This window comes from Streptomyces vulcanius (genome assembly GCF_042653945.1).
Taxonomy (GTDB): Bacteria; Actinomycetota; Actinomycetes; order Streptomycetales; family Streptomycetaceae; genus Streptomyces; species Streptomyces mangrovi.
Map to the genome: position 1 here is coordinate 421315 of NZ_JBHSFK010000003.1, position 17850 is coordinate 439164.

Here is a 17850-nt window from a genome sequence, read left to right on the forward strand (position 1 = left end):
CGATCGGTGTCCGACCGATGTCCGATCGTCGTCCCGATCGATGTGCAGTCGATGTGCAGTCGATCCAATCGCGAGGCTATGGGCGCCCCGTTAAGCGGCGATCAAGCGTCGAACCGGCGCTGTCGCGCGGTATTTCCGGAGACCGGCGGACGCTGGGCGGGGGCGTCCCCGTTCCCGGACGCGCGGGCCGGCGACGGGCTCAGCCGGTGCCGGATCCGGCGCTCCAGCGGGTGCTCCAGGAACCGGTAGAAGAAGGCCGAGACCGCCAGCGTGATCGCCAGGGCGAGCAGCGCGTACCCGATGTAGTCCGTGCTGGGCGCGACGGGATCGGTGAAGAAGTCCGCGACGTCCTTCCCCGGGTTGGCCGCGACGGCGACCGGGAGCAGCACCGTGAACTGGAACAGATAGAAGGCGTACGACCACTGCCCGAGCCGCACCATCGAGCGCGCCCTGAGGAACGAGCGGCCGCCTTCCAGATCGCGCCGGGCGAGCGCGGCGATGAGCAGGGCGAAGAACGGGGTCACGGCCGTGTCCACGCCGTCGAAGAGCACGGCGCTGCGGAACGTCTGGCCACGCAGCAGCCAGAGCGTGACCAGCGGTACGAGCAGGGCGAGGAACGCCGTCCGTACCGACACCGCACGCCAGCCGCGCCGCACGGCGATCGCCACGGCCATCCCGATGAGGAACTGGGGGATGCGGGAGATCGGCGAGTAGATGAGGAAGACGGCCGGGCCGTATCCGTCCAGGCTCGTCACGTGCCGGGTGGGCGGATACGCGAACCACAGGCTGATCCGGACGGCCCACAGCACCGCGACCGACAGACAGACCAGCAGCACCAGACTGCGCGCCTTCGCGTCGTGCAGCCGGCGCATCGCGCCAGGGAAGACGCCGTAGAAGAACGCCTCGCAAGACAGCGACCAGGTCACCGGGCTGGCGCCGAGGAGGATCCAGCCGGGCACCCAGGCCTGGATGAGCACGACGGCCGAGAACGAGATCAGCAGCAGGTGCGAGACCGCCGGGCCGCCCTCGGACGTCGCGGCGAACAGCGTGGGGATGGCCACCGCGACGAAGAGCAGCGGCCAGACACGCGCGAACCGCCTGCCGTAGAAGGCCTTCGCGGTGTCGGCCGCCGTCCAGTTCCAGGCCAGGACGAAGCCGGACAGGATGAAGAACAGTGACACCCCCGACTCCCCGAGCGAGAACAGACCGCGCGTGTGGGGCAGCGGGAGGAGGATGTTGACATGGGAGAGGAAAACCCCGAACGTGGCGAACCAGCGCACGCCCGTGAGCGACTCCAGCCTGGCGCCGCCACTGCTGACGGCGGCTGAGTGCCCGTCAACTCTGGACCGGGATACCGGCATTGCCTTCATTACGCCCCTCGCCTCACGGTGTGGGAAACGACTCTGCGGGATCATCTGCAGGTTCATCCCAGCGAAAGCCCGTGAAGCGGACCTCAAGCGCGGGAAAAAGGGAGGCCGGCGGCTGCCCGGCCTCCTCACTCGGTGACGAAGTCGCCCATCATCGCCATGTCCTCGTGCTCGAGGTTGTGGCAATGGATCATGAACGTGCCCGGGTAGTCGGTGAACCGGGTGACCACCTCCACGGCCTCGGCCGGACGCAGGTCCACGGTGTCCTTCCAGCCGTGGTCGAAGGCGCCGGGCGCGCGGTTGTTGCGCGACACCACCTGGAAGTGATCCAGGTGGAGATGGACGGGGTGATGGAAGTTCGTGGTGAACCGCCACACCTCGGTCTGCCCGAGCCGCGGCCTGGCCAGCGCCCTGCCCGGGCGGAACTCCTCCCCGTTGATCGTCCAGCCGTCGCTGGAGCCGCGGAAGTGGAAGTCGCGGGTGACGGCGGCCCGGTGCGGATCGAGCCGGGCGACGTCGGCGAGCCGGTCGGGCACCGTCGTCCCGTCCTTCGGGGAGCCCGACCCCACGTCGAAGCGCATGACCTCGGCCGTCGAGCCGTCACCGAAGCGATTGACCAGCCGTACCTTCGTACCCGGCCGGTACCGGGAGAAGTCCACGACGACGTCGAAGCGTTCCGCCGGGGCGATCTCCAGCGAGTCGTGCCGCACCGGCCGCGCCAGGAGTCCGCCGTCGCTGCCGATCTGCACGAAGGCGTCGCCGCCCTCCGGCTGCGGGTCCAACTCCAGTTTGTAGAGGCGGGCGTTGGACGCGTTGAGCAGCCTCAGCCGGTACCGCAGGCGCTCCACCCCGTGCACCGGCCAGGGCGCTCCGTTGACCAGGACGACGTCCCCCAGGACGCCGTTCATGTACGACTCGGTGACTCCCGGCGTGTGCAGTTCCCGGTCCAGCGACGGGTACTGGAAGGAGCCGTCCGCCGCGAAGGACCGGTCCGCGATCATGAGCGGCAGGTCGCGTTCCGCGCGCGGCAGCGGCAGCCGCTCCTCCTCGTCGTCGTGCACCAGATGGAATCCGGCGAGCCCCATCCACACACTGGTGCCGGTGTAGCCCATGCGGTGGTCGTGGTACCAGAGGGTCGCGGCCCGCTGGTCGAGCGGATAGGTGTATGTCCGTGAGCCCTCCGCCAGGTCCATGGCTCCGTGGTCCATGGACATGCCGTGTTCGCCGCCGGCCATGTCGCTCATCGCCCGCTGCTGGTCGTAGGCACCGCTCGCGGGAAGGATGAGCGAGGTGGGATAGCCGTCGCTCGCGGCGGGTGTGTGCCCGCCGTGCAGATGCACCACGACGGGCTGGTCGAGTTCGTTGCGGTGCTTCACCACGGTGCGCCGCCCGGACTGCGAGACGATCGTCGGCCCCGGAAAGCTGCCGCCGTACGTCCAGGCCCTGGTCTTCAGCCCCGGCAGGATCTCCAGGTCGGCTGCGCGCTGGGTGATCTCGTAGGTGTCCGTGGTGGAAGCGGCGGAACCGCCGGCACCGGTGGCCTTCGGCCGCAGCACCGGCGGTACGGGCAGCGGCACTTGGTACGGCTTCGGCAGCTCGGCCGCGCTCCGCAGCAGCTTCCCTGGGCGGCCCTCCCGCACGTACTCCACCAGCCAGGGCCGGCCCAGTGCCGCCGCCGCCCCGACGCCGAGTACGGCACCGCCCGCTCCGAGGAATGCGCGCCGCTTCACGGAGCCACCTCGACGCGCTCGTCCCGTGCGCGAGACGCGGAGGCCGGCGCCTGAAGGGGCGTCGAGAACGTGCGGATGGAGAGGTGGAACATCACCGCGAGCATGATCGCGCCGAGCAGGACGTGCGGTGCCACGACGCGTGTCATACCGAGCGCGAACTGACCGACCAGCGTGAGGAGGGCCGCGATCGACGGGCCGATGAACAGGGGCGGTCCGCCCGCCCGGCGCACCAGGACCGCGACGACGACCAGCACCACGGCGACCCCGACGATCGCCCGCGCCACCACGCCGTGCACCTTCAGCAGGTCGTAGTGCCCGCCGAGGAAACCGCCGGCGAGCGCGGTCTGTGCGAGCAGCAGTGACAACTGGAGCATCACGGTGATCCGTAAGAGCACGAGGACAGGGCGCAAGGACATGAGTTCACCTCGGAAACATCGAGCGGCGGCAGAGCCTGGGCGGCTTCCCAGCCTACAATATAGGTAGTTAGCGAAGTAACTTTATGTCTGAACTCCGATAAAGCGTGACCGTGCTTCCGGTTCAAGCCGGGGCGCCGCCTCTTCCGCGACCGGATCGCCCGCCCTAGGCTCCCCCGCATGCCTGAGCGCAGCGCACTCGACAACCCCTGGATACGGCGGCTCGTCGCCGTGCCGGAGAGCGAACTGAGGCTCATCTGCTTTCCGCACGCGGGCGGATCGGCCGGCTACTACCGCCACCTGGCCATGGCACTCGCCCCACGCGTCGAGACCCTCGCCGTGCAGTACCCGGGGCGCCAGGACCGCCGGCGGGAACCTCCCCTGGAGAGCATCGCCGAGATGGCGGACGCCTGTTTCGAGGCTCTGGGCGGCTGCCTGGACCGCCCGTACGCCTTCTTCGGACACAGTCTGGGCGCTGTCGTGGCCTACGAAGTGGCCCTGCGGGCCGAGCAGTCGGCGCCGCCGGCCGGACGGCGGCCGATGCGCCTGTTCGCCTCCGCCAAGAGCGCCCCCTGCGTCGTACGGCAGCGCCAGGTTCACCGGTTCGACGACGACGGTCTGATGAGGGAGGTGCGCAAGCTCGGCGGAACCGGCCAGACCCTCACCGCCCCCGGCGTCCGCGCCCTCTTCCTCTCCGCGATGCGCGCCGACTACCGGGCGGTGGAGACGTACACCCCGGCCGAGGGAGCCCGGCTCGCCTGCCCCATCACGGTCCTCGTCGGCGACAGCGACCCGTTGGTCCGCGTCACGGACACCGCCGCCTGGGAGCGTCACACCAACGGCGGCATCGACAGCCACGTGTTCGAGGGCGGACACTTCTACCTCGACAGCAAGGTCCAGCAGGTGGCAGCGGCAGTACTGGCCGCCCTGTGAGGCGTTCGTCCTTGACGGCGACGGCGACGCCGGCCGCGGTCGCCTACGCGGTGATGGGCCGTGACCAGCTGGGTGTCGTTCCCGTCAGCCGGCACAGGGTCAGGTAGAGGGGGATCGGCGGGGTGTACGGAAGCGTGCCTTCCGGCTTGTGGAGCAGGCCCGGGGTGTGCACGGAGTCCGGGAGGAGCGCACCGGGGGCGTAACGCGCCGGGGCGGGCCAGTCCAGGGCGTAGTCGGAGTCCGACGGGACGAGCCACCACCAGTGCGTGTCGTCGGCGTACACACAGCCCACGCGGGGCAGCCGGGGCAGCAGCAGCGGGCCGATCCCGGCCGGTACCGCCACGGCGTCACAGCCCAGCGGGGCGGTCATGCCGTCCGGCACGGCGAGGCGGCGCGGCGGCGCGGGCGGGTCGCCCAGGCTGCGCCTGAGCCGGACGAGCGTGTCGAGTGTGAGTACCGGACTCCTGCCGAGCCCGGCGCTCATGCCCTTCCTCGCTCGCGCACACCTTCGAGGGCGCCGAGTGCTCCGGCGCCCGTGGTGAGACGGGGCTGGGGAGCGGCGGGAGCCTTCACGACGGGCGAACCGGGGGAGTGGGCCGACGCAGTGCGGTGCCCCAGGGCGGTGACGCCTTGGAGGTCCCGGCTGTCGAGGTTGCGAGCATCGTGGGCGGGGCTGGTGTGACCGGCGGCGGGGTGGGGATCCGGGGCGCGGTGCTGAGCGATGTGGTGCTGCTCGGGCGCGGGGTGCCCCGGGGCGGCGGCCTGGGGGGCCGCCGAGGCGCGGTGTTCGGGTGCGGGGTGCTCGGGGCCGTGGTGCCCGGGAAGGTGGTGGCCCAGGGCGCAGTGATCGGGTCCGTGCAGGCCGGGGTTGAACTGGTCCGGGCTGTGGTGGTCGGTGCTGTGGTGGTCCGCGCTGTGGCGCTCACCGCCGTGGGCCACCGGACTGCGGTGCTCGGACGCGAGCGGGGCGGCAGTGCGCTGGTCCGGTGCGCACAGGACCGACGCACGCTGCGCGGCGCCGTCCCGGCCCGGGACCTGCTGACCCGGGACGTGCTGACCAGGGGCCTGCTGGGCGGTGCTTCCCCGGCCCCCGGTCTTCTGGGCGGTGTTTCCACGGGCCGGGACCTGCGCGGCGCCATCCGGGGCCGTGGCCTGTCGGGCGGTGTTTCCCTGCTCCGTGGCCTGCTGTGCCGAGCCCTGCGGCTCCGTGCCGCGCGCCTGCGAGTCGGGCCGTTCCGTCGCGTACCGCTGCTGCTGCTTCTGCTCGGGAACGTCGTGGCGCCGCTGCGGTGTCACATACGGGGACGGCGTGAGGCCGTCGGTCTCCGGCGCGGCGTGCAGCGGCGGCCGCTCCGTGCGGTGGGCCTCGGCTTCGGGGGTGCGGCGCGGGGTGGGTCGTATCGCTTGGTCGTGCCCGTCGTCGGTGTCCCGTACGTCGCCGGCGTGGCCCGGTGCCGTCCGTATCGCCCGGTCCGTGCCGTCCGTACGGTCCGTGCCGTCCGTACGGTCCGTGCCGTCCGTACGGTCCGTGCCGTCCGCCCGGTCCGTACGGGCCGTCGTGTCGCTCGTGCCTGACAGGACGGCCGCGGTGGCCTCGACGCGCGGGATGCGGCAGGTCTGTTCCGCCGGTTCGTCCTCGTCGCCCGTCTCGTCGGACGGGGCGTCCGGCTCGGGACGGGAGCCCCAGCCGAGGTCGTCGCGGGGCTCGGAGTGGTCCGGGGCGGCCGCGGTCGCGGGCGGCTGTACGAGGTCGACGGCATGGTCGGTGACGTCCTCGGCGGGCTCGCCGACCGCCTCGGCGTTGCGCGGCAGGTTGGCCCAGACCAGCAGGCCGAGACCGTGCTCCTGTGCACCCCAGGAGTGACAGAGGGCTTCGACGAGGAGCAATCCCCTCCCGTGCTCCTCCTCGGAACGCTGCGGAGAGGGATGCGTCTCGCCGGGCGCGCAGCCCTCGTCGCGCACGGACAGGCGTACCTGCTCGTCGCCGTCGTGCAGCTCGCACACGACGACGGCGCTCGCCGTGTGCACGATCGCGTTGGTGACCAGCTCGGATATGACGAGAGCCGCGGTGTCGCAGGTGTCCTCGCACACCGACCAGCCGCTCAGCCGAGCCCTCACCAGGCGTCTGGCCTGGGCGGGGGAACCCGGGTGTGCGGCCAGTTCGAATCGGAACCGGCGCTCGGCAGCGGCCTGCTCGGGGCCTGCTGCCGCGGCGGCACCGAGACCCTGGGGGTGGCCTGCGGCGGCGTCTGTTCCTAAGGGCGCGGACGGAATCACGCTTGCCACTATCGCCCCGCCGTGAACACTTGGCAAGTGTCACTCTGAAAAATGCAGAGTGCTGTGTGACGCGGTGGACCGCCGTGGCACACTGCTCGCAACAGCACGTTGAGCGGCGCCAGTTGGGATCACCGAAGATCCGTACGGATTCGTACAGATCTTCGAATGGGTCTTCGAATGGCGCCGTAAGGCTGTCGGCATTCATTTCGTCACCAGCAGGTCGGAGCCCAGCAGGCACAAGGCGACCGGCCGGCCGGGGCTCTTCGTGGAGGTGGAGCGTGAGCGAACCGCGGTCCGCGCCGACCGTAGGACAGGTCGTCCTCGGTCGTCGCCTGCTGGACCTGCGGGAACGCGCCGGGCTCAAGCGCGAGGAAGCCGCGCGCATCCTCCGCGTGGCGCCCGCCACCGTCCGCCGGATGGAAATGGCCGAGGTCTCCCTCAAGATCCCGTACCTCCAACTGCTGCTGAAGGCCTACGGGGTCACCGACGACGAGGCCGAAGGGTTCGTGCAACTGGCCGAGGAGGCCAACCAGCCCGGCTGGTGGCAGCGCTTCCACGACGTCCTGCCCGGCTGGTTCTCGATGCACGTCAGCCTGGAGGGCGCCGCCGGCCTGATCCGTCAGTACGAGCCGCACTTCGTCCCGGGACTGCTCCAGACCACGGGGTACGCCCGCGGCGTGCTGAAGTCCGGAGCCATCGGCCAGACCCGGCCGGAGGACATCGAGCGACTCGTCGATCTGCGCATGCAACGCCAGGAACTGCTCACCCGTCAGGACGCGCCCCGGCTGTGGGTCGTCATGGACGAGACGGTGCTGCGCCGCCCGGTGGGCGGTCCGGAGGTGATGCGGGAGCAGATCGACAAACTGCTCGAGGCGACGAAGCTGCCCAACGTGACCCTGCAGGTGGCCCCGTTCGTGAACGGGCCGCACCCCGGCACCTACGGGCCCTTCGTGCTGTTCCGATTCGCCATGCCGGAACTCCCGGACATGGTCTACAGCGAGTACCTGACCGGCGCCGTCTATCTCGACGCGCGCGCCGAGGTGGCAACCCACCTCGAGGTCATGGACCGCATGGCGGCGCAGGCCGCTACTGCACATCGCACGAAGGAGATCCTCCGGGATCTCCGCAAGGAGCTGTGAATGGACCGCATCAAGCCGCGCAAACGGGTCTACAACGGCATGCCCGCGCCGGACTTGGGCAGCGAAGGCTGGCACAAGCCTTGGAGCGGAGGCAACGGAGGCAACTGCCTGGAGGCGATGAAGCTCGCCGACGGCCGGATCGCCCTCCGCCAGTCGACCGACCCGGAAGGCCCGGCCCTGATCTACACCACCGACGAGATGAAGGCGTTCATCGAGGGCGCCAAGGCGGGGGAGGCGGACTTCCTGCTGTCCTGACCCCCCTGCCCTCCGGTTGCCCTTCGACTCCCCTCCTCTCTCATCCTCTCTCAGTTTTCGATTGTCGTTCTTTCATTCAACTTCCCTATTTTGGTGCTGACTTGATTAACCATTGCGTCTTACGGAGTGCCTCATGACCGGGCAGGACCCGACCACCGCCGAGATGGACACCAGCAAGCCCCATCCCGCACGGATGTACGACTGGTATCTGGGCGGCAAGGACAACTACCCCGTCGACGAGGCGATGGGCCGCCAGATGCTCGAACTCGACCCGCGCGTCCCCGTCATGGCACGAGTCAACCGTGCCTTCATGCACCGCGCCACGCGCTGGCTGGCCCACAACGGCGTACGCCAGTTCCTGGACATCGGCACGGGCATCCCCACCGAGCCCAACCTGCACCAGGTCGCCCAGGAGATCGCGCCGGACGCCCGGGTGGTCTACTGCGACAACGACCCCATCGTGCTGGCCCACGCGGCCGCCCTGCTGCGCAGCACACCCGAGGGCGTCACCGAGTATCTGCAGGCCGACGTCCGCGACCCGGCCGCCATCGTCGAGAAGGCCAGGAAGATCCTGGACTTCGACCGGCCGGTGGCCCTGTCGCTGATCGCGCTGCTGCACTTCGTCTCCGACGAGGACGGCGCCCACGAACTCGTCGAAAGGCTGCTCGGCGAACTCCCCTCGGGCAGCTACCTGGTGATGACCCATGCCAGCGCCGACTTCACCCCGGAGGAGTCGGCGGCGGCGACGGAGAAGCTCAGGGCGGCGGGCGTCACCCTGGCCCTGCGCTCCCGCGCGGAGTTCGCCCGCTTCTTCGACGGACTCGAACTGGTCGAACCGGGCGTGGCGATCGTCCCCGACTGGCACCCCGAACTCGGCGAGCCGATCCCGGGCCAGGAAGACGGCGTCATCCCGGGCTACGGGGCGGTGGGACGCAAGGCGTAGGCCCTCGACGAGAAGAGCCGGTCAGAGCCGGTCAGGGCTGGTCGGAGCCGGTCAGAGCTGGTCAGAACCAGGTCAGCATGCGCCGTGGGGCGTCCACCAGACGGCTCACGGCGACGACCGCGAGCGGCGGCTGCTCGGTCTCGCCCCGGCTCAGGTTCAACCCGTAGTAGATCTGTTCGATCGACGGCGGTCCGACCGCGAGATTGCGCCGGACCGCCACCGACGACGACTCCTCCCCGCTCGTCACCAGATACGCCGCCGCCATCGTGCCCGTACGGCCGACTCCGGCCCCGCAGTGCACGAACACCTTTCCGGGCGCCCCCGCGACCGCCGCGAGGAACCGTTGCACCTGGTCCGGCTGCGGAGTCTGCCCGTCCCGGATCGGCAGCCGTACGACGTCCAGCCCGGCCTTGCCCGGCCCGGCAAGCTGGGCCGCGCTCAGGTCCTCGGCGCGCAGGTCGACGACGGTGGAGAACCCCAGACCCGCCAGCGCGGCGTACCCGGCCGGGGAAGGGGCGGCACCGCGCCACAGCCTGCCCTCGGCGTCCACCCGCTGGAAGTGGTGGACACCCTGCATGCTCCGCGTTCCCGCCGGCGCCGGGGTCTCCTCCCTCGCCCAGTACGACAGCGCCAGGATGCTGCCGGCACCGGCCGCCCAGAGGACGGCGTAACCGACGACGAGGGCGACGAGCCAGCGCAGCGCACGCCGTGACAGGGAGAGCCTGCGCAGCACGGGGGTGGGGGCGGGCAGGGAAGCGGTGAGAACAGCCATGGACAATCCGGGGGGACTGGGGACGGGGGTGTGATTGCATGCTAGCCCCGGTGACCCCTGATGGTCTTGTCCGTGTACGCATGCGTATGCACCCCTTATGCCTCCCCGGTCCCTCAGCCGTCGTCCGCGTCAGTCGTCGTCCGAGTCCGCGTCCCCGATCCCGACCACGGTGAGATGGGTGCGGTCCAGGGTGGCGTCCTCCAGGCAGCCGCGCAGCCGCATCCGGTCGTGCGCGGTGAGGGCGGGCCGTACGACCCCGGCGAAGACGCCGTCCCCCAGCGCGCCCAGGGTCGTGTGGCGCAGCGGCACGGACGTGGAGTCCCGGCAGCGCTCCCAGATCTGCTCCGCGGCCAGCGAGCGCCGCGCGTCCGTCGCGTCCGGGCCCCGCATGTCGACCTGGACGACCAGGGACGTCGCCTCGTTGAAGTTCCGCTCCTCCCCACGGGTCTGCGTGAGATCGGCGAGCCCCGCGACCAGCGCGGCGGTCAGTGCGGCCCCCACGACGCCGACGACGGCCACGCGCGCGGTGCGGCGCCGGGAGGTCCGGGAGGCCCGGGAGGCCCGGGAGACGGTCTGGGGCAGGTCGTCCACCAGGGCCGGGCCGTCGTCGAGGTGGGCGGGACCGTACGGATTGGTGACGGGGTCGTACGACCAGGACGGATCGGGCGGTGCCGAGAGCACCGCGAGCCGGCCGGCCAGCCGCCGTTCCGCCGGCTTCGCCGTGGCCGACGCGATCTTCTGCACCACCCAGGCCAGCCCGGACAGCAGCACACCGGTGACCATGAGAACCGGCACGAAGACGTATGTACGGTCCGCCGGATCCTCCAGCCAGCGGAAACGGACCTCCGCGCGTTCCCTGGGCGCCTGCCGCAGCCGGGCCACGACGTCCTCCTGGCGGGCGTCCCTCTCCCGCTGCCGCCGGTCGCTCTCGCGCAGCCGCTCCTCGATCCGGCTCAGCCGCCCCAGCAGCACGATGCCGAACAGCAGCACCTCCACCACCAGCAGCAGCACACCGCAGATCACCGCCCGCTGCCACTGCCACCGGTACAGATAGATGATCAGATAAGTGCCTGCCCCGGCGGCGGCCAGCGCTCCGAAGACATACGCGACTCTCCTCAAGGCGCTTCTCCGAGTCGTATGTCACCCGTGGTTCCGTCGAGGCCCGGCCGGGAAACGCCGTACGGCGTCCGCGGCACCGACGACCGCGGGCAGCCCGAACTCCCGGGCCAGGACCGCCAGGTGGGACAGCGGGCTGCCGGTCTGCGCTACCAGCCCGGTCAGCCCGGGCAGCAGCGGGGCGAACGCGGGGTCGAGGGTGCGCACGACGAGCACGGGGTCCTGCGGGCGGGGAGCCGCCCCGTCCCAGACGGTTCCGACCGCGCGCCCGCCGGACACGCCTCGTCCGCCCGCGCCGTCGCCATGACCGCCCTCGCCGAAACCGCCGTCGCGCTCTGCGACCACGACCTCGCCCTCCGCCAGCCGGAAGGCGTCCGGCAGCGGCGGCGACGCGGTGCGCGCCACGCGTGCGTGGACGTCGGCGGGCAGCGCGGCCCCGCCGTCGAGGACGGCCGCGAGCTCCGGCCAGCGCAGCAGCTCCACGCGCTCCGCGCCGAGCCCCAGCCGCCGCGCCGCCTCCCGCACCAGCCGCACCTGAAGCTCCTGCACCCAGCGAACCCGCAGCCGCAGCGCCTCGCGGGGCGGAAGGGCGGGGGAGGGGGAGGGGGCGCTGGGGGGTGCCGGGTTCGCTGTGCCGGGCGGGCTCCCCGCGGTGGGAGGGTTGCCCGCGCTGGTCTGGCTGCCTGTGCCGGTCCGGTTGCCTGTGCCGGTCTGGTTCGCTGGGCCGGTGTGGGCACCTGTGCTGGTCTGGCTTCCTTCCCCGGTCGGGGGAGCCGACGAGGTCGCTTGGCCTGGGTTTTCCTGGCCGGGATTCCCCTGGCCCGGGTTTTCCTGGCCGGTGGTGCCCTGGCCGGTGGTTTCCTCACCCGGACTGCCCTGGCCGGTGCCTGCCTGGCTCGCGACTCCCCGGCCGGTGCTTCCTTGGCCCGAGCTGTCCTTGCCGGTGCTTCCCTCGCCCGAACTGTCACGGGCGGTGCCTACCTGGCCCGTGGCTCCCTGGCCCGGCACCAGCGTCTGCGGCAGGCGTGCCGGGGTTCGCAGGCTCGGGGCGGTCAGTGCCAGGACCACCGGGGCCGCGGCGAACATCCGGTCGTCCGGCACACCCTGGGCGCGGGCGTCCGCCAGCGCGGCCAGGGCCGTACCGGCCGCCGTGCGGGCGCGCGGCGGCTCCCGCAGCAGGGCGCCCGCGAGCGCCTCCTGCGCGTGCAGCGACACCAGCACCTGGCGCGTCCAGCGCAGCTCGGCCGCGAGCACGGGACCCGGCAGACCGGCCGCCGACGGGATCCGGCCCAGCCGACGGTCGACGTCCGCGACGAGATCCGTCGCCAGACCCGGCAGCGCCGTACCCAGCCGCCCCACCCGCCAGGCCGCGGCGAGCCGACGCGCCCCCGGCGCCGGATTGAGCAGCGCGAGCCACCGATGCGCGGGCGCGGCCGCACCCAGCAGGCGCAGATCGGCTGTCGCGCGCCCCCCGACCGTCGTCACCACCGGCACGGTCCGCAGCAGCCGGCGCGATGCGGAACCCCCGATGTCCAGCGCGGCGGCCAGCCCACGGTCCATCGGAGTCACCCACAGGTCCTCCTCCAGCGGCGCCAACTGCCCCGGCAGCGTCTCCGCGACCGGACCCGGCCCCAGCAGCCGCGCCCCACGCACCGGCCGGGCCGCCATCGCCGTGATGGGACGGCTCTGGAACAGCCACAGCCGCCCGTCCCCGTCGAAGCCGAACTCGATGTCCTGCGGCCCGCCGAACACCCGCCGCGCCCGCCGCGCGAGCCGCGCCAGACGGAACAGCTCGGCACGCGTGAGCCGCGCCCCGGCCTCGTTCGGCTCCGTCCGCAACAGCCGGCCGCGCGCGCTCAGCCAGTGGTTCGTTCCGGCCTCCGCACCGCTGACCAGGCTGTCCGGACCACCGCGCACCGCGCTCACCAGCATCCGGTCCGTCCGCCCCGCCACCGGGTCGGCACCGAACATCACCCCGCCGACCCGCGCCGCGAGCATCGGCTGCACCAGCACCGCCATGGGCGCCGTGGACCCGTCCGGCCGGTGCGCCGAATCGAGCACGGCCCGTACCGCCGCACGGAAGGCCGGCCAGCCGCGTACGTCCAGCACGGAGGCGAACCGGCCCGCCAGCGACGAGGCGTCCGTGTCCTCCTGCGGCGACGAGGACCGCACCACCAGCGGGCGGCTGCCGCCTTCCGAGAGTTCGTCCCAGGCCCGCCGCAGGGCGATGGTGTCGGTGCCTCCCAGGTGCGGAATCACGAAACCGGGCAGCACCGGCAGCCCGGCGCGCGCGGCGCGCGCCAGATTCGCGGCCTTGGACCCGGCCGACCGGGGGAGCGCGGCGCCGGGATCCTCCAACGGGACAGCGGCACGGGCCTGAGCCTCCCGGGCCTCCTGGACCCGGGCTCGCTGGGCCTCCGCCAGGCCGAGGGCCGCCTCGCCCCGCGGGGCACCTTCTCCGTGACGTTCGTCGAGCGTCGTCATCAACACCCTCCAGGACCGACCGCCAACAGGGGGGACGCGCGGGATCGGCCCTGCGCCTGACGACGGAACGAAGGATGGGGCAGGCCACCGTCACCTCCGGAACCGGACTCGACATCTGGAGCCGGGCGTGACGACAGCACACCTCCTGCCTTCGATGGTCCCACCGCTGTTCCGATCCATATAGCCCGTAAGCCACTTTTCGGACTCCTGGAGAAGGATTTACGCAGTTGGTCGCAGCGCGGCACCGCACGTCGTCCGCCCGGAGCACACCGCAGGTCGTCCCCGCGCAGGACGCACCCCGAACCGGCTCATCCGGAGGAAGGAGCGCCGTGTTCACCGCACCGTCCACAACCGCGGCACCACATCGTCCACAACCGCGGCACCGCGGCACCGCGGCCGCCCCGGGCGCGCTACACGCTCATAGGCCTGTCGTACGGCGATATCGGCGCCGGCAGCCGGGAGCAGCCCCCGGACAGCCACCGGTCGACGGCCGCCGCCACCGCCCGTCCCTCCGCTATCGCCCAGACGATCAACGACTGCCCGCGCGCCGCGTCCCCCGCGGCGAACACACCGGACACGTTCGTCGCGAAGTCGCCGTCCCGCGCGATCGTGCCGCGCGGCTCCAGCGTCAGCCCCAGCTGTTCCACCAGCCCGTCCTCCTGGTCCGGTCCGGAGAAACCGAGCGCCAGCAGCACCAGGTCCGCGGGCAGCGAACGCCCGCTGCCCGTCACCGGCCGCCGCCGCGCGTCCACCTCGACGAGGTGCAGCGACCGCACATGTCCCCCCTCGTCACCGGTGAAGCGGAGCGTGGACGCCGCGAACAGACGAGCGTCCGCGTCCGCCGCCGGCGCGGTCTCCAGGTCGCGCGCCTCCTCGTGCGCCGCCGACAGCCGGTAGATCTTCGGATACGTCGGCCACGGCTCACTGTCCTCGTCGCGGTCCACACCCGGCTGGCCGTAGATGTCCAGTTGGGTCACGGACGCCGCGCCCTCCCGCACCGCCGTCCCCAGACAGTCCGCACCGGTGTCACCCCCACCCACGATCACCACGTGCCGGCCCGCGGCGGACAGCGGCGAGACCTCCAGGTCCCCCTCGCACACCCGGTTCGCCAATGGCAGGTACTCCATCGCCTGGTGTATTCCGGCCAACTCCCGGCCCGGCACATGAAGTTCCCGCCACGCCGTGGCCCCGGTGGCGATCACCACGGCGTCGTAGCGCGATCGCAGCTCCACCGCACCGACGTCCCGGCCCACCGCCGTCCCCGTACGGAACCGGGTCCCCTCGGCACTCATCTGCTCGATCCGCCGCTCCAGATGGCGCTTCTCCATCTTGAACCCGGGGATGCCGTACCGCATCAGGCCGCCGATCCGGTCGTCCTTCTCGTACACGGCGACCGTGTGCCCGGCCCGGGTCAGCTGCTGCGCCGCCGCCAGCCCGGTGGGGCCGGAGCCGACCACCGCCACCGTCTTCCCCGACAGCCGGTCCGGCGGTCGCGGCGGTGCGAACCCCTCCACCCAGGCCCGGTCGGCGATCGCCACCTCGACGTTCTTGATGGTCACGGCGGGCTGGTTGATGGCGAGCACACACCCGGCCTCGCACGGCGCCGGACACAACCGCCCGGTGAACTCCGGGAAGTTGTTCGTCGCGTGCAGCCGGTCGCTCGCCGCCCGCCAGTCCTCCCGCGACACGAGGTCGTTCCACTCCGGGATCAGATTGCCCAGCGGACAGGCGTCGTGACAGAACGGGACGCCGCAGTCCATACAGCGGTCGGCCTGCCGGCTGACGATGGGCAACAGGGCCCCCGGGACGTACACCTCGTTCCAGTCCCGGACCCGCTCCTCGACCGGCCGCCGGGGCCAGTCCTCGCGGGGTGTGGTCATGAATCCCTTGGGATCGGCCATGGGCGTCTTCCTTGCGTACGCGTGGAACGGCCGAGCGTCATCGGGCGGCACTCTTCCGGCCACGATACGTCCCACGGCGCGCCCGCGCCCGGGTCAGATCAGGGCCAACATGTACACGATCGAGGCGGCGGCTGCCGCGGCCGCCCGCACATGGTTCCAGAGCGTCCACTCACGCACGTACGTCGGCCAGTACGCCACCGCCTCCGGCGCACCCGGCTCCAGCCGCATCAGGGCGTCGTTGCGCGGCACGTTCGCCACCATGGTCACCCCGAACACACCGAACAGATACAGCGCACTGCCCAGCAGCAGATGAACCGTCCCGTCCTCCGGCCACAGCACGAACGTCACCACCGCGATCACCGCGCACACCACCGCTGTCCCGAGGAACAGCACCATGAACGCCGGTGCCATCGCCGCGGAGTTGATCGCGTTCATCGCCGCGACCCCCTGCGCGGGCGGCAGCGCGGCGAGCGCCCGCATCACCATCACCGAGAAGACGCAGAAGACCCCGGCCATCAGCCCCGTCGCCAGGGCACCCAGCAGGGTGAGCAGCGAGTACGGCCCATCGATCATCACAACGTCAACTCCCCGTGTCGTACGCGGATCCTGCCCAGTACGTTCCGTCACCACAAGTGAAACCCGGGAAGTGATCGCCGACCATCAGTGAAACGCGCGCCGACATGCGAGGACGTCTCGGCGAGGACCTCTCCGCTCGGTCCGCGCCAGGGGGAAGAGGCGTCACCTTCGGTCTGACGGTGACGCGCCACACCCGATCTGCCGGTGACGCGTCACACCCGATCTGACGGTGACGCGTCCCATCCGATCGGGGCGGTGACGCGTCCCATCCGATCTGCCGGTGACGCGTCACCCCCGGTCCGCCGGTGAGGCGTCACACCCGGCCGGGGGTGGGGCCCCTCCCCCCTCCCCCTCCCCCTCCCTCCCCACCGCCCCGTCCCGCCCCTCCCGCCCCTCCCGCACCCGCCCCTCCGCCGCCGCCGCGATCCGCCGTCGTGCCTCGTTCCGGGGCACGCCGCTCATCAGCAGCCCGTCGTACGGCGTGTCCAGATGCCGTACGGAGGCCACGACCGCGGAGATCACCGCCTCCTCGGACAGCGCCCGCCCGGCGGCGCTGCGCCCCACCCGCCCGCTGCCCCGCGCCGAGGCGTGCGCGGCGATCTCACGGGCCCGGTCCGGCGGGCAGCCGGGGAGCAGACGCAGGATCTCCGCCGAGAACGCCTCCGCGAACCGCACGTCCTCCTGCGCCCGCCGCCGCGCGTCCCGCAGCCGGCGCCGCCGCCGGGCCTCGGCGTCCGCGAGGCACCGCTCCTCGGCCCTGGCCAGCCCCGCCTCCTCCACCAGGACGCCCTGCCGTTCGTAACGCCCCTTGCGACGGTTGAACCGCACCACCACCGCCGACAACGTGCTCTCCTCCCGCGCCCTGCGGGTCAGGGCCGTGTCGCCGCGGGGCAGGAACACCAGGTGCCCGAGGTCGGCGCAGTCCGGACAGCGCGCCCCGCCCTCCTCCAGCACCAGCATCCGCTGCGGTCCCCGCCGGCACCCGCCGCAGTACTTCCGCCGAAGCGGCTGGACGACGAGAGGACCGGTACGGGTCACGGGAGTCGCAAGGCCTGCCATGAGGACTTCATTCCCGCTGGTGGGCGCGGTATTGCCGGTTCATCGACTCGTGTTGTCCCTCCTTTCGCCGCCTACCGAGTCCTCTGCGGGTTCCACCCTCGCGTCCGCCGGTGTGTACACCGACACCCGCGTACGGTGCAGTGTCGGCCTCCCGATCTCGTCCAGCACGGCCACGGCCAGGTCCGCGTACGACAGCCCCGGCGCGCCGTTGGGCACTCGCTCGCCCCCGAACCGGTGGTGCCCGGTGCGCGGGCCGTCCGGGTCCAGCCCGCCTCCCGGCGTCAGCATCACCCAGTCCACCGGATGGGCGCCGTCGCCGGCCTCCCGCAGTCGGTCCAGGCCCGCGGTGTGCGCCAGCGCGAAGGGCCGGATCTCCGCCGGGAAGGCCGCCGGATCGTCCATCACCGGCCGCCCGTCCGCCCCGATCAGGTTCGCCGCCAGCCCCACGGCGACGAGCCGCCGCACTCCCGCCGCGGCCAGCCCGCCGAGCAGCGCGTCCGCGGCCTTCACGAAGAACTCCGGGTCGAGAGCGTCGAAGCCCTGCTCCGGCCCGCTGAACGGGGACACCGCGTGCACCGCGGCCAGGTGACGGACGCGGCCTCCCGCGACCTCCTCGACCGAGGCGCTGTCGGTGACGTCTCCGCGTACCACGGTGACGCCCGGCGCCCCGAGCGAGGCGTACCGCTCCGGGTCCCGCACCACGGCCGTCACCGTCAGATCGCGCCGGCGCGCCTCCGCAGTCACCGCCCGTCCCGCTCGTCCACCGGCTCCGAGGACGACGATCCCGGTCATGCCCAACCCCCTTGCCGGACACCGGATTTCGGTGCCCGAACCGGACGTTAGGAGCCAGGGGGCCGGTTACCGCAACGGTATCGGCGCTAACCT

16 protein-coding genes are annotated in these 17850 nt (G+C 72.1%); 4 read left to right on the plus strand and 12 right to left on the minus strand.

What is annotated here, in order from left to right; genetic code table 11:
• Positions 1-101: 101 nt before the first annotated feature.
• The 3 genes from ACFPIH_RS06685 to ACFPIH_RS06695 all read right to left on the minus strand — a co-directional run bounded on the left by ACFPIH_RS06685 (position 102) and on the right by ACFPIH_RS06695 (position 3513).
• On the minus strand, positions 102-1280 hold the full coding sequence (locus tag ACFPIH_RS06685; RefSeq protein WP_381182204.1) for an acyltransferase family protein: 1179 nt from the start codon (positions 1278-1280) through the stop codon (positions 102-104).
• 215 nt (positions 1281-1495) lie between these two features.
• The gene (locus ACFPIH_RS06690) at positions 1496-3097 is read right to left on the minus strand and encodes a multicopper oxidase family protein (protein WP_381182206.1); all 1602 of its coding nucleotides are present in this window, start codon (positions 3095-3097) and stop codon (positions 1496-1498) included.
• The gene (locus tag ACFPIH_RS06695; protein ID WP_381182208.1) at positions 3094-3513 is read right to left on the minus strand and encodes a hypothetical protein; all 420 of its coding nucleotides are present in this window, start codon (positions 3511-3513) and stop codon (positions 3094-3096) included. Before ACFPIH_RS06695 ends, ACFPIH_RS06690 begins: the two co-directional genes overlap by 4 nt.
• A gap of 177 nt (positions 3514-3690) precedes the next feature.
• Here ACFPIH_RS06695 and ACFPIH_RS06700 point away from each other — a divergent pair, with 177 nt between their 5' ends.
• Entirely contained in the window at positions 3691-4443 is a 753-nt protein-coding gene (locus ACFPIH_RS06700; RefSeq protein ID WP_381182210.1) for a thioesterase II family protein, read from the plus strand.
• A gap of 43 nt (positions 4444-4486) precedes the next feature.
• Here the strand turns inward: ACFPIH_RS06700 and ACFPIH_RS06705 are convergent, their stop codons facing one another.
• Both ACFPIH_RS06705 and ACFPIH_RS06710 read right to left on the minus strand, forming a co-directional pair.
• Positions 4487-4927: a hypothetical protein gene (locus ACFPIH_RS06705; RefSeq protein ID WP_381182212.1), complete on the minus strand. Its 441-nt coding sequence runs from the start codon at positions 4925-4927 to the stop codon at positions 4487-4489.
• Positions 4924-6720, minus strand: a complete 1797-nt coding sequence (locus ACFPIH_RS06710) for an ATP-binding protein (RefSeq protein ID WP_381182214.1) — start codon at positions 6718-6720, stop codon at positions 4924-4926. The genes ACFPIH_RS06705 and ACFPIH_RS06710 overlap by 4 nt, the downstream gene beginning before the upstream one ends.
• A 278-nt stretch (positions 6721-6998) precedes the next feature.
• Here ACFPIH_RS06710 and ACFPIH_RS06715 point away from each other — a divergent pair, with 278 nt between their 5' ends.
• The 3 genes from ACFPIH_RS06715 to ACFPIH_RS06725 all read left to right on the plus strand — a co-directional run bounded on the left by ACFPIH_RS06715 (position 6999) and on the right by ACFPIH_RS06725 (position 9057).
• Positions 6999-7859: a helix-turn-helix domain-containing protein gene (locus tag ACFPIH_RS06715; RefSeq protein WP_381182216.1), complete on the plus strand. Its 861-nt coding sequence runs from the start codon at positions 6999-7001 to the stop codon at positions 7857-7859.
• Positions 7860-8114, plus strand: a complete 255-nt coding sequence (locus ACFPIH_RS06720; protein ID WP_381182218.1) for a DUF397 domain-containing protein — start codon at positions 7860-7862, stop codon at positions 8112-8114.
• Positions 8115-8247: 133 nt separating this feature from the next.
• Complete coding sequence (locus tag ACFPIH_RS06725; RefSeq protein WP_381182220.1) at positions 8248-9057, plus strand: SAM-dependent methyltransferase; 810 nt, start codon at positions 8248-8250, stop codon at positions 9055-9057.
• Between the two features lie 61 nt (positions 9058-9118).
• Here ACFPIH_RS06725 and ACFPIH_RS06730 read toward each other — a convergent pair whose 3' ends face one another.
• The 7 genes from ACFPIH_RS06730 to ACFPIH_RS06760 form a co-directional block, all read right to left on the minus strand.
• Positions 9119-9829 (minus strand): fused DSP-PTPase phosphatase/NAD kinase-like protein, encoded by a 711-nt coding sequence (locus ACFPIH_RS06730; RefSeq protein WP_381182222.1) that lies wholly within the window; start codon positions 9827-9829, stop codon positions 9119-9121.
• A 129-nt stretch (positions 9830-9958) separates the two neighbouring features.
• Positions 9959-10948 (minus strand): hypothetical protein, encoded by a 990-nt coding sequence (locus ACFPIH_RS06735; protein ID WP_381182224.1) that lies wholly within the window; start codon positions 10946-10948, stop codon positions 9959-9961.
• Positions 10949-10969: 21 nt separating this feature from the next.
• Positions 10970-13429, minus strand: coding sequence for a PEP/pyruvate-binding domain-containing protein (locus tag ACFPIH_RS06740; RefSeq protein ID WP_381182227.1), 2460 nt, complete (start codon positions 13427-13429; stop codon positions 10970-10972).
• Between the two features lie 410 nt (positions 13430-13839).
• Positions 13840-15330: a glutamate synthase subunit beta gene (locus ACFPIH_RS06745; RefSeq protein WP_381182229.1), complete on the minus strand. Its 1491-nt coding sequence runs from the start codon at positions 15328-15330 to the stop codon at positions 13840-13842.
• Between the two features lie 93 nt (positions 15331-15423).
• The gene (locus ACFPIH_RS06750) at positions 15424-15903 is read right to left on the minus strand and encodes an anthrone oxygenase family protein (protein WP_381182231.1); all 480 of its coding nucleotides are present in this window, start codon (positions 15901-15903) and stop codon (positions 15424-15426) included.
• A gap of 291 nt (positions 15904-16194) precedes the next feature.
• Entirely contained in the window at positions 16195-16965 is a 771-nt protein-coding gene (locus ACFPIH_RS06755; RefSeq protein WP_385876369.1) for a DUF2293 domain-containing protein, read from the minus strand.
• A gap of 39 nt (positions 16966-17004) precedes the next feature.
• Complete coding sequence (locus ACFPIH_RS06760; protein ID WP_381182235.1) at positions 17005-17757, minus strand: NAD(P)-dependent oxidoreductase; 753 nt, start codon at positions 17755-17757, stop codon at positions 17005-17007.
• Positions 17758-17850 lie beyond the last annotated feature (93 nt).